Below are 13,361 nucleotides of genomic sequence, written 5' to 3'. Positions count from 1 at the left end.
GGACGGTAGCGTCGACGCAGCGCTGCATGTCGCCCGGCGGCATGCACGTATCGCGATGCGATCGCGCGTTGTTCCCCACTCCCAGGAGGATGAGCAGATATGCCGCAAACGGTTCGGGGCGTCGTCGCCCGGGCGCAGGGCGCACCCGTCGAGGTCACCGACATCGTGATCCCGGATCCGGGGCCCGGCGAGGTGGTGGTCGCGATCGCCGCCTGCGGCGTCTGCCACACCGACCTGCACTACCGGGAGGGCGGGATCAATGACGAGTTCCCCTTCCTGCTCGGGCACGAGGCCGCGGGCACCGTCGAGAGCGTCGGGCCCGGCGTGGAATCGGTGGCACCCGGCGATTTCGTCGTCCTGAACTGGCGGGCGGTGTGCGGGCAGTGCCGGGCGTGCAAGCGCGGACGGCCGCAGTACTGCTTCGACACCTTCAACGCGGCGCAGAAGATGACGCTGACCGACGGCACCGAACTCAGCCCGGCGCTGGGCATCGGCGCCTTCGCCGACAAGACCCTGGTTCATGCCGGGCAGTGCACGAAGGTGGATCCGAACACCGATCCGGCGGTCGCCGGGCTGCTGGGCTGCGGCGTGATGGCCGGGCTGGGCGCGGCGATCAACACCGGCGGCGTGGACCGCACCGATTCGGTCGCGGTGATCGGCTGCGGCGGCGTGGGTGACGCGGCGATCGCGGGTGCCCGGCTGGTCGGCGCGCACACGATCATCGCCGTCGACCGCGACGCGCGGAAGCTGGACTGGGCCACCGAACTCGGCGCCACCCACACGATCAACAGCGCCGAGGTCGACGCAGTCGAGGCGATCCAGGAGATCACCGGCGGTTTCGGGGCGGACGTGGTGATCGACGCGGTCGGCCGCCCGGAGACCTGGAAGCAGGCGTTCTACGCCCGCGACCTGGCCGGGACCGTGGTGCTCGTCGGCGTCCCGACCCCGGACATGACGCTGGAGATGCCGCTGATCGACTTCTTCTCCCGCGGTGGGTCGCTGAAGTCCTCCTGGTACGGCGACTGCCTGCCGGAGCGCGACTTCCCGGTGCTGATCGACCTGTACCGGCAGGGGCGGCTGCCGCTGGAGAAGTTCGTCACCGAGCGCATCGGCCTCGGCGACGTGGAGAAGGCGTTCGAGACCATGCATCGCGGCGAGGTGCTGCGCTCGGTGGTGGTGTTGTGAGCCTGCGCATCGATCGGGTGGTCACCTCGGGCACGTTCGCCCTCGACGGCGGCACCTGGGCGGTGGACAACAACATCTGGGTGGTCGGCGACGACTCCGAGGTGGTGGTGATCGACGCCGCGCACGACGCGGCCCCGATCGCCGGCGCCGTCGCGGGCCGCCGGGTGGTGGCCGTGGTGTGCACGCACGGCCACAACGACCATGTGACCGTCGCGCCGGAGCTGTCGACCGCTCTGGACGCCCCGATCCTGCTGCATCCCGGCGACGACGTGCTGTGGGAGCAGACCCACGCCGGGGTCCCGCACGCGCCGCTCGAGCACGATCAGCGCATCGGGGTGGCGGGCACCGAACTGCGGGTGATCCACACCCCGGGCCACTCCCCCGGCTCGTCGTGCCTGTACGCGCCCGAGGCCGGGGTGCTGTTCTCGGGCGACACCCTGTTCTCCGGCGGGCCGGGCGCGACCGGACGGTCCTTCTCGAGCTTCCCGGAGATCATCGGCTCGATCCGGGAACGTGTTCTGACTCTCCCCGGGGAGACGACCGTGCACACCGGTCACGGCGACGGCACCACCGTGGGCACCGAGGCCCCGCACCTGGCGGAATGGATCGCCCGCGGGCACTGAACGCGCGGCGCGGCGCCGGAGGTGGATCCGCCGGCGCCGTGCCCGGTCATAGCCGATATCCATCATCGGAAATTCATGGGACCATATTGTCAACAATCTTGGCTACGGTTATGTTGGCTGTGTAACAGCCCGAGCAACCATGGAGCACCCGATGATCATCGACTGCCACGGCCACTACACGACCGCGCCGCCGGCTCTGGAAGCGTGGCGCAATCGGCAGGTCGCGGGCATCGATGATCCGAGCCGGGCGCCCTCGCCGGACGAACTGACCATCGGTGACGACGAACTCCGGGAGAGCATCGAGTCCAACCAGCTGCGGCTGATGGACGAGCGCGGTATCGACCTCACCGTCTTCTCGCCGCGGGCCTCCTTCATGGCCCACCACATCGGCGATTTCGCGGTCTCCGCGCAGTGGGCGGCCCTCTGCAACGACCTGTGCCACCGGGTGAGCGCGCTGTTCCCCGGCCGGTTCGCGCCCGCGGCCATGCTGCCGCAGTCCCCCGGTGTCGACCCGGCCACCTGCGTACCCGAATTGGTCCGCAGCGTAACGGAATTGGGCGCGGTCGCGATCAACCTCAACCCGGACCCCTCCGGCGGCCACTGGACCGCACCGCCGCTGACCGACCGGTCCTGGTACCCGATCTACGAGAAGATGGCCGAATACGACATCCCGGCCATGATCCACGTGTCGACCAGTTGCAACCCGGCCTTCCACACCACCGGCGCGCACTACCTGAACGCCGACACCACCGCGTTCATGCAGTTGGTCCAGGGTGATCTGTTCGCCGACTTCCCGACCCTGAAGTTCGTGATCCCGCACGGCGGCGGGGCGGTGCCCTACCACTGGGGCCGATTCCGCGGCCTGGCAATGGCTTCGAGGAAACCCGAACTGGAGGAGCACGTCATGAACAACGTGTTCTTCGATACCTGCGTATACCACCAGCCCGGAATCGACCTGCTGCTGAACGTGATCCCGACGAAGAACGTACTCTTCGCCTCCGAGATGATCGGCGCGGTCCGCGACATCGACCCTCGCACCGGCCACCACTTCGACGACACCCGGCGTTACGTGACCGCCGCCGGCCTGTCCGAGCCGGACCTGGCGGCGGTGCTGTCCGGCAACGCCCGGACGGTCTATTCCCGTTTGGACGCAAGGCTTTCGGAGCAGGGGCGATGAGCTTCACGAAATCCGAGGGCTGGCTGGACTGGTACGCCGACCCCAGCACGCCGCGATTCACGCTGCCCGCCGGTGCGGTCGACGCGCACTGCCACGTGTTCGGGCCGGGTGACGAATACCCGTACGCCCCCGAACGCAAGTACACCCCGTGCGATGCGAGCAGGACCCAATTGTTCGCGCTACGTGACCATCTCGGGGTTTCCCGCAACGTGATCGTGCAGGCCACCTGCCACGGCGCCGACAACCGGGCCATGGTCGACGCGGTCCGCGCCGCCGACGGCCGGGCCCGCGGCATCGCGACCGTGCGCCCCGACGTCACCGGCGCGCAACTGCGCGAACTGGACGCGGCCGGGGTGCGGGGGGTCCGGTTCAACTTCCTCCGGCGCCTGGTCGACGCCTCCCCGAAGGACGATCTGGCGGCGATCGCGGCGAAGATCGCCCCGCTGGGCTGGCACATCGTGATCTACTTCGAGGCCGCCGACCTGCCCGAGCTGGCGGACTTCTTCGCGAGCCTGCCGACCCCGCTGGTGGTCGACCACCTGGGCCGCCCCGACGTCACCGCACCACCGGAGGGCCCCGAGTTCACCGGCTTCCTGCGCTTCGCCGAGCGCACCGATGTGTGGGTGAAAGTCAGCTGCCCGGAACGACTTTCGGTCAGCGGACCGCCCGCTCTGCACGGCGAGCGGGACGCGTACCGCGATGTGGTGCCGTTCGCGCGCACGGTGGTCGAGGAATTCCCGGACCGGGTGCTCTGGGGCACCGACTGGCCGCACCCCAATCTCACCGGCCACATGCCCGACGACGGCCTGCTTGTCGACCACATTCCGCACATCGCCCCGACCGCCGAACTTCGGCAGCGGTTGCTGGTCACCAACCCCATGCGGTTGTACTGGCCCGACGAAACCAGCTGATTCCCTTACCTTTTCGTTTCGACAGGACCGCCCATGCAGCGCTGCAACGCGTCCAACCGGCTCGACCGGCTGCCCATATCACGCTTCCACAAGGTGATCCTGGCCGCCGTCGCGATCGCCTACTTCTTCGAATTCGCCGATATCAACAGCTTTTCCATCACCGCGCCGCGGCTGCTCGAGGTGTGGAAGGTGAGTGTCGATGAGATCGCCTGGGTGACCTCGTTGTCGTTCATCGGCATGTTCATCGGCGCACTGCTGGCCGGCTGGCTGGCGGATCGCTTCGGGCGCAAGCGCGCCCTGATCTGGACCACGCTGGAATTCTCGATCTTCTCGCTGGCGGCCGTGTTCTCGTGGGACATCGGCTCCCTGGCGGCGTTCCGCATCCTGACCTCGGCAGGCCTGTCGGCGATGACCGTCGTCGCGGTGATCTACGTCAACGAGTTGTTCCCCTCGGCGGTGCGCGGCAAGTATCAGGCGTACGCCATCGTGATCGGCATCTGCGGTACGCCCGCAACGAATTTCATCGCCAGCGGCGTGGTGAGCATCTCGCCGTGGTCGTGGCGGCTGGTCTACCTGTGGGGCGCGCTGGGCCTGGTGGTGCTGGTCTTCGCCCGATGGATGACGGAATCGCCGGTGTGGCACGAGAATCGGGGCGACTACGCGGCCGCCGAGACGGTGCTGCGGGACATCGAGGCCCGCGTCTCGGCGGAACACGGCCCGCTGCCCGAACCGGCCCCGGAAGTGGTCGCCGATCGTCCCGGCAAGGCGCCGTGGACCCTGCTGCTGCGACGCCGATATCTGCTGCCGACACTGCTTCTCACAGTGATGTGGGTGACCCAGTCGATCGGCTTCTTCGGCTACTCCACCTGGGCGCCTTCACTTCTCGCGAAACAGGGCTTCAGCGTGCAGAGTTCGACACTGTACGTGGCGCTGGCGACCGTCGGCGCGCCGTTGGGCGCCGGTCTGTCGGCCCTCGTCACCGACCGCTTCGAACGCAAATGGTGCCTGGTGGCGTTCGGTTCGGTGATCGCAGCCTGCGGTCTGCTGTACGGGCTGACCTTCACGCCGGTGATGATCGTCGCCTTCGGCTTCCTGGTGAACCTGTTCGAGCGCGGCTACACCGCCCTCGGCTACGCCTACTCGCCGGAACTGTTCGACACCCGCACGAGATCGCTCGGCACCGGGGTCTCGTACGGCCTGGGCCGCCTGTCCAACGCCGCCGGCCCGCTGATCATCGCCCACCTGTACACCTGGAGCGGGTACCGATCGGTGTTCTACTTCATCGCCGCCGTCTGGCTGGCCGGGGCCGTGGTGCTGGCCCTGTTCGGACCGCGCACCCGCGACCGGCGCCGCGCCGCCGCGCCGGAGCCGGCCGCGGCCTGACCCGGCTTGTGGCGCCGGGCATTTGCCGCCCGGCGTCACGGCTCGAATCCCGTTGTCACGGAACGATGATCAGCTTCCCGCGGGTCCGCCCGCTGCGGCTGGCGTCGAACGCCGCACCCACCTCGTCCAGCGAATAGGTGCCGGCGATCTCCACTCCGACCGCGCCCGATTCGACCAGCCCCGCGACCTCCGCGAGCGCCGCACCGTCCGGCCGCACCCAGATCCACTGCCCGCCGTGCTCTCGCACCGAGGGATCGGCCACCGACACGTGCCGTCCGCCCTTGCCGAGCACCGCGAGCGTCGTGTCCAACTGCCCGCCGACGAAATCGGCCACCGCGTGCACCCCGTCCGGCGCGAGCGCGAGAATCCGCTCGGCCAGGCCGTCCCCGTAGGCGACCGGCTCGCCGCCCAGCGACCGGACATAGTCGTGATTGCGCTCGGACGCCGTACCGATCACCCGGGCGCCGCGATACCGCGCGATCTGCACCGCCACACCGCCCACCCCACCGGAAGCCGCGTACACCACCACGGTGTCGCCCGCACCGACCTGCAACCGATCCAGGCTCCGCAGCGCGGTCAGCCCCGCCAGCGGCAAGCCACCCGCCTGTTCCCAGCCCAGGCTCGCCGGTTTACGCGCGACGGCGTCGGCGGACACCGCCACATATTCGGCGAACGTGCCGGCGTTGACCACGTCCTTGCGCGCGTACGCGATCACCTCGTGCCCGACCGCGAACTCCCGGGTGTCGGGTCCGACCGCCGTGACCTCCCCCGCGACATCCCACCCCGGGATCACCGGAAACACCGCCGCCATCATCGGATCCAAGCCCCCGGCCATGACCTTCCAGTCGACCGGATTCACCCCCGCCGCCCGCACCTTCACGAGCACCTGCCCCGGGCCGAGCCGGGGTTCCGGCACCTCGCCCACCCGCAGTCGGGAGTTGTCCTTGCTGTACGCGTCGTAGGTCACCGCACGCATGGTTTCCGGCCTCCTTCGTGATCGTCCACCGGGGTTCAAGGCCAACGGGACCTCACTCTATTCCGGACAGAGCGGGAATCGGACATCCGACACCCGACCGGAATTCGATATTCGATATCCGGGAATTCATTCGGTCGGAAAATTGAATATTTTGCCGCCGGGCATCGGTGGTTGTACGGTGTGCGGACAATCCGATCAGATGGGGGTTACATGCAGACGGATCTGTGCACAGAATCACCGGCCGACCTGCCCCGACCCGGCGGCGTATTACGCGTCGTCACCGGGTTTTCCGAGCCAGAGAACAGTGCCGCGGCCGATGTCCGGAACACGGTTTCCGGCAAGAAGTATTCGATAATCCTGCCCGAGGAACTCGCCGAATCGGTCCGGTCGCGTATCGGCTCCGGCAGCTTCTCCAGCTACGTCAGGGAATGTCTCGAACACCGCTTGGCCATGGAGAATTTGAGCGAGATCGTCTCCGAATTCAATCGGCGCAACGAGCCGCTCACCGAGGCCGAGATCGAGGCCGCTCACCTCATGCTCCGGACCCCTCGGCAGGATCCGGTCGAGGTATGAACGGGACGGTCCTGCTGGACGGCGCCGGCCTCGCGAAGCTCTGTCAGGACGACCGGATGGTCAACACGCTGGTCGCCGCGGCGCAGCGCGGTGGACGGCGAGTCGGCACCACCGCGATGGCTCGGCTCGAAGCGGAACACACCGGGACGCGTACCACGAAGGTCGAGTGGATCCTGTCGCGTCTACAGGTCCACGCCATCTCGTGCGCGGTGAGCGATGCGGCCGCCGAACTGCTGCGCACACACCGACTCGACGGCCGCCGATGTGCCGGCGAGGCGACGCTCGCCGCCATCGCCCGGGCCGGTCGGCCGCCGGTGACCGTCCTGACCTCGGATCCCGGACATCTGGCGCTGATGTGCGGGCCGGGGATCACCGTGCTGCGGGTGTGAACCGGGTCAGCGCGTGAAGCGATCCAACCACTCGGCGAGCAGGGTGCGTTCCGCGATGCTGAGCTGCCCGAGTTCGGGTAGCGCGGCGCGCAATGTGACAGCGGCGGCGACCGTGGCCGAGGCGGCATGCGCCGGGGCGTCGGTGGTGATGGCGGCGATCACCGCCTCACGCGCGGTGGCCGACAGTTCCGGATCCCGTTGATCCGCCGGTGTGCGGATCAGCGTCAGCGTCACCCCCGACCCGGCCGCGTGCACGAGCGCGGCCGCGCGCTCCTCGGGCACCCGCAGCCGGCCCGCCTCGGCGATGGCCCGGATGTGCTTGCCGAGGATGTCGAAGGCCGCGCGCGCCACCGGCGTCTCGGTCTCCGGCCGGAAACCGCTGTACATCAACGTGTACAGGGCCGGTTCGGCCAGGCCCATGGCGACATGCTCGTCCCATCCGGCCCGCAGGTCCATCAGCGGGTCACCGGTCGACCTCCGCTTCGACTTGCCGGCCAGATAGCGGACGAATCCGTGCGCCGCGACCGCGTCCAGCAACCCCTGCTTGTCGCCGAACAGCCGATAGATGGTCGGCGGCTGCACTCCCGCCGCGGCACTGACCGCCCGCGTCGACACCGCGTCCGGGCCGTCCTCGGCCAGTAGACGAGTAGCGGCATTGACGATTCGCTCACGATGCCGGTCCGCGACCTCACCGGTTTCCATGTTTCCGATGGTAACAACTCTCTGTTATCAGTTAGGTTTCCAGTGTTATCGTTGTTTCGATATCACTGGAAACAGGAGGTAGTACCCATGATCATCATCACCGGAGCCAACGGACTCCTTGGCCGCCGAGTGGTCGAGAACCTGCTGCGCAGGGTTCCGGCCACCGACATCGGCGTCAGCGTGCGCGATCCGGCAGCGGCCGGGTGGGCCGCCGAACGCGATGTCCGGGTCCGTCGCGGGGATTTCGCGGACCCCGCGAGCCTGGACTATGCCTTCGAGGACGCCACCCAGGTCCTGGTGGTGTCGGTCGACAGCACCGGCGACGAGGCCGTGCGGCGCCATCGCGCGGCGATCGATGCCGCCGTCCGCTCGGGCGCGGAACACATCCTCTACACCAGCCACATGGGCGCCAACCCCGACTCCGCGTTCACGCCCATGCCCGACCACGCCGTCACCGAGACGATCCTCCAACAGGCCGGGGTCCCGTTCACGGTGCTGCGCAACGGCTTCTACGCCGCCTCGGCGGCGCAGCTGCTGGGCAACGCCCTGGAAACCGGAAAGATCATCGCACCCCAGGACGCCCCGGTGGCCTGGACCGCGCACGCCGATCTCGCCGAAGCTGCCGCGATCGCCCTCACCGACGGCCGCCCTCTCGGCATCACACCCCCGCTCACCGGCGCCGATGCCACCGATCTGACCGGCGTGGCGGCCGTGGTCGCGGCTCGAACCGGCCGCCCACTGGAGCGAATCGCGATCCCGGACAAGGACTATCGCGACAACCTGCTGGCCCACGGCCTGCCGGAACATCTCGCCGACATGTTCACCGGCCTGTTCACGGCCATCCGCAACAACGAGTTCGCCCCTGCCACATCGGATCTCGCCGAGATACTGGGCCGCGAAACCACTCCCCTCGCGGCAGCCCTCTCCTGAACCGACCCGGCATCGGTCAGGTGATCTCCCACAACCGCCGGTAGTACGCCAGCCGCTCCACATCCTCGTCGACGCCGTAGGCGTCGAGCAGCGGCCGGACCCAACCCGGCCCGTAGTTGTAATCCGCACTCCACGCGGCAGTCCCCAGATCCGCCCACCGATCGGCGACACCGAGCGCCCCCATGTCGACATGACCGACGAAACACCCATCGTCCCCGATGAGCGTGTTGGGCGCACAGGCGTCACCATGACAGACCACCAGCCGATCGATGGGCGGCGCCTACCCCAGAACCGCCGACCCGTCCCGCCACCGCACCCGACCACCTGACCCCCAGGTCAGCGGCCGATTTGGGATGCGGACAAGCGATACGCTAAAGTTTCTCCTCGGCCGCCGGTAACGGCGACCTGAGCAGTCCCCTATAGCTCAATTGGCAGAGCAGCCGACTGTTAATCGGCAGGTTTCTGGTTCGAGTCCAGATGGGGGAGCCTCTAGAGTGCCCTCTGAGCAGCGGAAACAATTCCGAAGGTTAGAGGGCATCGCTGTTTGCTGGCCTAAAAGGTCCAGGATGGGTCCAGGATCGACGCGATTCGACAGGTCATGACGGATATCTACGCGGTACGTCGTTCGAACGACGCTCTGTTGTCCACCTCACGGTTTCGCGCCGCATAATGCTTGGCCGCCGCCACCGGTGAGTTGCCCAACTGGGCCGCCGCCTGCTCGATGCCGACCGCATGGCGGACATCAGTGCCAACCCGGTGCCGAATCTGCGTCGGCGTGATGTGCTTGAAGTTGTCACCCCGGACCGCCCGCCACGTCTCGTTGAAGTTGTTCGGGTTCCAGCTTTTGCGCCGAGGGGACGGAATCAGAAGGTTGTCTTCGGACTCGATACCGGCCGCCATCAACCAATGCCGGGGACGCCCCCGTGTCCATCTGATCGCTGTCCGTGCTCGCGTATGTGGTCGTGGTCGGCATCGGTGAGCGAGCGCTCGTCGGTGCAGCCCGCCTTGCCTTCGGCCAGCAACCGCCGATAGACCTCGATCGCCTCCGGATCGCCAGCGTCGGCGTGGTGCCGGTAGTAGGCGAGCCTTCCGCCGTAGCCGTCCGACGCCATCGGCGGGGGCGGACCTTGCCGCCGGAGTTCCTCGACTCTCTCGGTCCAGCCCCACCGCTCATATTTCGCCAAGTCTTCGAGATATGCCTGTTGGAGCGTGGCCGGACCGTCATCCTCCGGATCGGCGTCCGGACCGTCATACCCCATGACCACGTCCCGAGCGGGTCGAAATACGTTCTCTGCCAACGAATTCGTCATAGTGCGCCCACACCGCGAGCGTGAGCGTGAGCGGCATGTGGTCTATGCAGTCGGACAGCGGACGCGGGGCGAAGTAGCTGACCGTGTGGTCTTCGACCCAGAACGAGGCGACCCTGATCACGGGTCCGTCCGTTTGCCAGACAGCCCCATTGCCCGAAGGGGTCACGGTGACGTACGGCTCAGTCGATGCCCCGGCTGCCCTTGATCGCTTGCTCGGCAAGCTCTTTCAGCTTGCCGGACGGCCGGAGCGTGGTTCGCGTCCGCTTCGGCCACGTGAACGACACGAACATCACACCGGCGCATACCGCCACGATCGCCACCAGGCCAACGAACGTCACCACTGCGCAGCCTGTAGCGCGTCTCGAACCTTGACCATGGTTTCGGGGTCACGGCTGAAGTCGTCGCTCTCCGTGATCGGCACGAGCGGCTCCGGAATACGGTGGCATCTACACCAACGGTGCCGTTGCGGCAGCGGCTGGTCTTCCGGGTCGACATCCCAGCATCGCCTGGTGAGGTCTACGTACTCGTCCGGGTCGTATCGTTCCCACCCACCAGGAACCTCGTATACCCGTGCGCCTTCGTGCATCTCGCCTCCCGAGCGATGTATGGAAGGCACCCCGCGGCCGGTACGGCGTCACATGCCACGGGGGCCGACTGCGACGCTACGAACCGGCAACCAGCCGAAGCTACGAACTTGACAGAACTAGACAAAAACTGTGCGAGCAGCAGCAGAATCGGCCAGCCTACGGGACTATGAAGTGAGACAACGACAAACAACGTCATACTGCTGGACGGGAGCGACGACGATGAAACTAACCTTCCTCGGGAAAGGCGGCTCGGATTCCGGGGGCTGTCCCAGTCTCTTTGCGACAGATCGAGACTCTTATGTAGTACAGGGCTGGCAGACGAATAGACCGGAGACAGTGGAGATTCCCCATCTGTTGCTCGGCTTCTGCGAGCCGGACACCTACATCGGCACGGCGATGGCGGACACGGGGCGCGGAACGTTCACACTGTCGGGTCGGCCGATCTCCGAGGCGGATACGTTGAGGCAACTGAACCTGGCCAGCGACGAAACCGTAGTCGAGGTCCCCAAGCGAGAAAGGACGTTCTACGGTGCTGCTTCGGCTGCTCGATGAGCCGGACCTGTGGCCGAAGCTCTTCCGGGAGCTTCGACAGGAGGCGTTCCACCTCGAAGTTCGGGACGATTACCACGTGGCCGATGAGGACTCCCGCGTGAGCGCATTCCTTGCGGGCGAACCGGCCCCGTACACCCGAACACCATGGCAAGACCTCATGCGCGAGACGGCCGACCGAGGTGTGTCCGTGAGCCGTATTCGCGTGGTCACGGTGCCGCACTCGGACTATCAGCGGTGGCTGCTGTCCGTGACGGGGTACAACGTCGACGCAGGTGAAGATATCCGTTATGTGCCCAGGCATCTCGCGGGGGAGGTCTCGCCGGACGATTGGTGGCTGATGGATCACGAACGTGTCGTCTACAACCTGACCGATCAGGCCGGAGTCTCCGCCGGCCTGGCCGTCACAACCGATCCGCGCATTGTCGACTACTGCCAGACCACACGGGAACGACTCTGGGCGCTGGCGACCCCTTATGCGGAGTACGCCGGTCTGTGACGAGTTCGGTTCATCAGGCACGAGAGGCTCTCGGAGCTCGGCTTCGGGAGCTTCGCCGTGATGCCGGTCTGTCCGGGCGCGCTCTGGCGGGGTTGGCAGGCTGGCATGAATCGCTGGTCTCGAAGATCGAGACCGGCGACCGTAGCCCCACCGAGGCGCAGATACGGGCTTACTGTGTCCACACCGGCAACGAAGATCAGCTTCCCGATCTCATCGCCACGCTGCGTAATGTCCAGGAGGCATACCGGGAGTGGCGCAAGGTGCTCGGCACCGGCACCAAACGCCGCCAGCACGAAGCGGTGAAGCTGGCCGAGCAGTCGCAGCTGATGCGGATCTTTCAGCCGTCCATCATCCCGGGCATACTCCAGACCGCCGAGTATGCGGGGGCCGTACTCCGACGGTACATCGACTTCTACCGAGTCCCCGACGATTTGGATGAGGGTGTCTCGAAACGTCTGGAGCGCCAACAGCTCTTGTATCGCGGCAAGCACCGGTTCCACATTCTCATCGCCGAGCAGGCCCTCCAGACCACCGTGGGCGGTGACTCGGTGATGATCGGACAGCTCGACCGGCTGCTGGCTGTCATCGGCTTGCCGCGCGTCCTGCTGGGCATCGTCCCCGCCAGGGCTGAACTACCGATGCAAATCACGAACTTCGTCATCTTCGACGAACGCATGGCCCTGGTTGAAGCTGTGACAGCCGAGCTGACCGTCACCCAGCCGCGAGAGATAGCACTCTACGGCCGAGTGTTCGAAACACTGGCCGGTCAGTCAGTGACCGGCGACGCAGCACGGGCTTTGATCCGCAGAGCTCTCGAGGACCGGTCGAGATAACCCGGACGGGCGCACGCTGCCGAGAACCGTGCAGCCACGTACCGAACCAGGGTCCATCATGGGTCCACTATGAACGGGAATTTTCGAAATCACTGAGTAGCAAAAAGTTAGCTGTTGCCATAATTTTCGAGATGAAGGCTCATCAGTGCAGATAGCCGTAGAAAACCGGACAGTCGGCACGTTTCTGGTTCGAGTCCAGATGGGGAGCAGCAACCCCCAGGTCGCTGGGGGTTTCCTTTTCGATCTGCGCGAATACCCACAGCCAGACGCGTTGCCGACAATTGCCCGACATCGGCACACGGCAGCCAGGACGCAGGGTGTCTTCTCAGCATCCCACCCGAACTACATTGGCCACCATGAGCGCAACTCATGACGAGCTGCTCCAGTTAGCGCAAGCCGTCCCTGATGATCAGGTATCGGCAGCGACGGCTCAGGTATCGGCAGCGACGGCGTTGTTGCGTCAGCTCGTTCGGAGGTCCGGTCAGCGGACCTTCCGTAGCGATGGCGTTGCCTCAGCTGACCCGACTTGACGGAGCGGCGAAGGAGATCGTCCGCGACGACGTCACCGCCGACGAACTCATGGCCCTCGTCGCAGGCGCCTTCGCCGCGATCCACCACGCAGGCGCCGAAACCGACCCCGCGCATTTGGCACGCATCGCCCGAATAAGTCTCGACGGCTTGCTTCCCCAACCCCGTTCATTTGTGGTGCCTCAACATATCGAGACGGCGAATGA

The 13,361-nt window shown here is 66.7% G+C and carries 16 protein-coding genes, 1 tRNA gene and 1 pseudogene; 12 read left to right on the top strand and 6 right to left on the bottom strand.

Annotation, left to right across the window (positions count from 1 at the left end; all coding sequences use genetic code 11):
* The first annotated feature begins 99 nt into the window (after positions 1-99).
* The 5 genes from NRB56_RS11190 to NRB56_RS11170 all read left to right on the top strand — a co-directional run bounded on the left by NRB56_RS11190 (position 100) and on the right by NRB56_RS11170 (position 5,279).
* Positions 100-1,185: an S-(hydroxymethyl)mycothiol dehydrogenase gene (locus tag NRB56_RS11190; protein WP_153341034.1), complete on the top strand. Its 1,086-nt coding sequence runs from the start codon at positions 100-102 to the stop codon at positions 1,183-1,185.
* The gene (locus NRB56_RS11185; protein WP_319942838.1) at positions 1,182-1,808 is read left to right on the top strand and encodes an MBL fold metallo-hydrolase; all 627 of its coding nucleotides are present in this window, start codon (positions 1,182-1,184) and stop codon (positions 1,806-1,808) included. Before NRB56_RS11190 ends, NRB56_RS11185 begins: the two co-directional genes overlap by 4 nt.
* Positions 1,809-1,959: 151 nt before the next feature.
* Complete coding sequence (locus NRB56_RS11180; RefSeq protein WP_153341032.1) at positions 1,960-2,985, top strand: amidohydrolase family protein; 1,026 nt, start codon at positions 1,960-1,962, stop codon at positions 2,983-2,985.
* Positions 2,982-3,896 carry an amidohydrolase family protein gene (locus NRB56_RS11175; RefSeq protein WP_153341030.1) on the top strand — a complete coding sequence of 305 codons (915 nt, stop codon included), beginning with the start codon at positions 2,982-2,984 and terminating at the stop codon, positions 3,894-3,896. Before NRB56_RS11180 ends, NRB56_RS11175 begins: the two co-directional genes overlap by 4 nt.
* A 33-nt stretch (positions 3,897-3,929) precedes the next feature.
* Positions 3,930-5,279: an MFS transporter gene (locus NRB56_RS11170; RefSeq protein WP_153341028.1), complete on the top strand. Its 1,350-nt coding sequence runs from the start codon at positions 3,930-3,932 to the stop codon at positions 5,277-5,279.
* A gap of 55 nt (positions 5,280-5,334) precedes the next feature.
* Here NRB56_RS11170 and NRB56_RS11165 read toward each other — a convergent pair whose 3' ends face one another.
* Complete coding sequence (locus tag NRB56_RS11165) at positions 5,335-6,255, bottom strand: NADP-dependent oxidoreductase (protein ID WP_153341026.1); 921 nt, start codon at positions 6,253-6,255, stop codon at positions 5,335-5,337.
* A gap of 210 nt (positions 6,256-6,465) precedes the next feature.
* Between NRB56_RS11165 and NRB56_RS38855 the strand changes: the two genes are divergently transcribed.
* The gene (locus NRB56_RS38855; protein ID WP_227837486.1) at positions 6,466-6,828 is read left to right on the top strand and encodes a hypothetical protein; all 363 of its coding nucleotides are present in this window, start codon (positions 6,466-6,468) and stop codon (positions 6,826-6,828) included.
* A complete protein-coding gene (locus NRB56_RS11155; protein ID WP_153341024.1) occupies positions 6,825-7,217 on the top strand; it encodes a DNA-binding protein in 393 nt (130 codons plus the stop codon). Before NRB56_RS38855 ends, NRB56_RS11155 begins: the two co-directional genes overlap by 4 nt.
* A gap of 6 nt (positions 7,218-7,223) precedes the next feature.
* On the opposite strand, the gene NRB56_RS11150 is transcribed toward NRB56_RS11155, so the two are convergent.
* The gene (locus tag NRB56_RS11150) at positions 7,224-7,919 is read right to left on the bottom strand and encodes a TetR/AcrR family transcriptional regulator (RefSeq protein ID WP_153341022.1); all 696 of its coding nucleotides are present in this window, start codon (positions 7,917-7,919) and stop codon (positions 7,224-7,226) included.
* An 87-nt stretch (positions 7,920-8,006) separates the two neighbouring features.
* On the opposite strand from NRB56_RS11150, the gene NRB56_RS11145 reads away from it, so the two are divergent.
* On the top strand, positions 8,007-8,849 hold the full coding sequence (locus tag NRB56_RS11145; RefSeq protein WP_153341021.1) for an NmrA family NAD(P)-binding protein: 843 nt from the start codon (positions 8,007-8,009) through the stop codon (positions 8,847-8,849).
* Between the two features lie 16 nt (positions 8,850-8,865).
* Here the strand turns inward: NRB56_RS11145 and NRB56_RS11140 are convergent.
* Positions 8,866-9,126 (bottom strand): annotated as a pseudogene (locus tag NRB56_RS11140) (phosphotransferase); the annotation flags it as partial.
* A 136-nt stretch (positions 9,127-9,262) separates the two neighbouring features.
* On the opposite strand from NRB56_RS11140, the gene NRB56_RS11135 reads away from it, so the two are divergent.
* Positions 9,263-9,335: transfer RNA gene (locus NRB56_RS11135), tRNA-Asn, on the top strand.
* 123 nt (positions 9,336-9,458) lie between these two features.
* Here the strand turns inward: NRB56_RS11135 and NRB56_RS11130 are convergent.
* From NRB56_RS11130 to NRB56_RS11120, 3 genes are all read right to left on the bottom strand, one after another.
* Positions 9,459-9,749 carry a hypothetical protein gene (locus tag NRB56_RS11130; protein ID WP_153341019.1) on the bottom strand — a complete coding sequence of 97 codons (291 nt, stop codon included), beginning with the start codon at positions 9,747-9,749 and terminating at the stop codon, positions 9,459-9,461.
* Complete coding sequence (locus tag NRB56_RS11125) at positions 9,749-10,159, bottom strand: hypothetical protein (protein WP_153341017.1); 411 nt, start codon at positions 10,157-10,159, stop codon at positions 9,749-9,751. The genes NRB56_RS11130 and NRB56_RS11125 overlap by 1 nt, the downstream gene beginning before the upstream one ends.
* A gap of 179 nt (positions 10,160-10,338) precedes the next feature.
* Entirely contained in the window at positions 10,339-10,500 is a 162-nt protein-coding gene (locus NRB56_RS11120) for a hypothetical protein (RefSeq protein ID WP_153341015.1), read from the bottom strand.
* 582 nt (positions 10,501-11,082) lie between these two features.
* Here NRB56_RS11120 and NRB56_RS38850 point away from each other — a divergent pair.
* The 3 genes from NRB56_RS38850 to NRB56_RS11105 are packed head-to-tail and all read left to right on the top strand — an operon-like array spanning position 11,083 to position 12,627.
* On the top strand, positions 11,083-11,298 hold the full coding sequence (locus tag NRB56_RS38850; RefSeq protein ID WP_227837484.1) for a hypothetical protein: 216 nt from the start codon (positions 11,083-11,085) through the stop codon (positions 11,296-11,298).
* On the top strand, positions 11,276-11,794 hold the full coding sequence (locus tag NRB56_RS11110; RefSeq protein ID WP_319942837.1) for a DUF6879 family protein: 519 nt from the start codon (positions 11,276-11,278) through the stop codon (positions 11,792-11,794). Before NRB56_RS38850 ends, NRB56_RS11110 begins: the two co-directional genes overlap by 23 nt.
* The gene (locus NRB56_RS11105; RefSeq protein ID WP_319942836.1) at positions 11,791-12,627 is read left to right on the top strand and encodes a helix-turn-helix domain-containing protein; all 837 of its coding nucleotides are present in this window, start codon (positions 11,791-11,793) and stop codon (positions 12,625-12,627) included. The genes NRB56_RS11110 and NRB56_RS11105 overlap by 4 nt, the downstream gene beginning before the upstream one ends.
* The last annotated feature ends 734 nt before the right edge of the window (positions 12,628-13,361 follow it).

Origin of the sequence: Nocardia aurantia (assembly GCF_009604425.1) — a bacterium.
GTDB classification, from domain to species: Bacteria; Actinomycetota; Actinomycetes; order Mycobacteriales; family Mycobacteriaceae; genus Nocardia; species Nocardia aurantia.
This window is presented reverse-complemented; position numbering and strand designations above follow the sequence as displayed.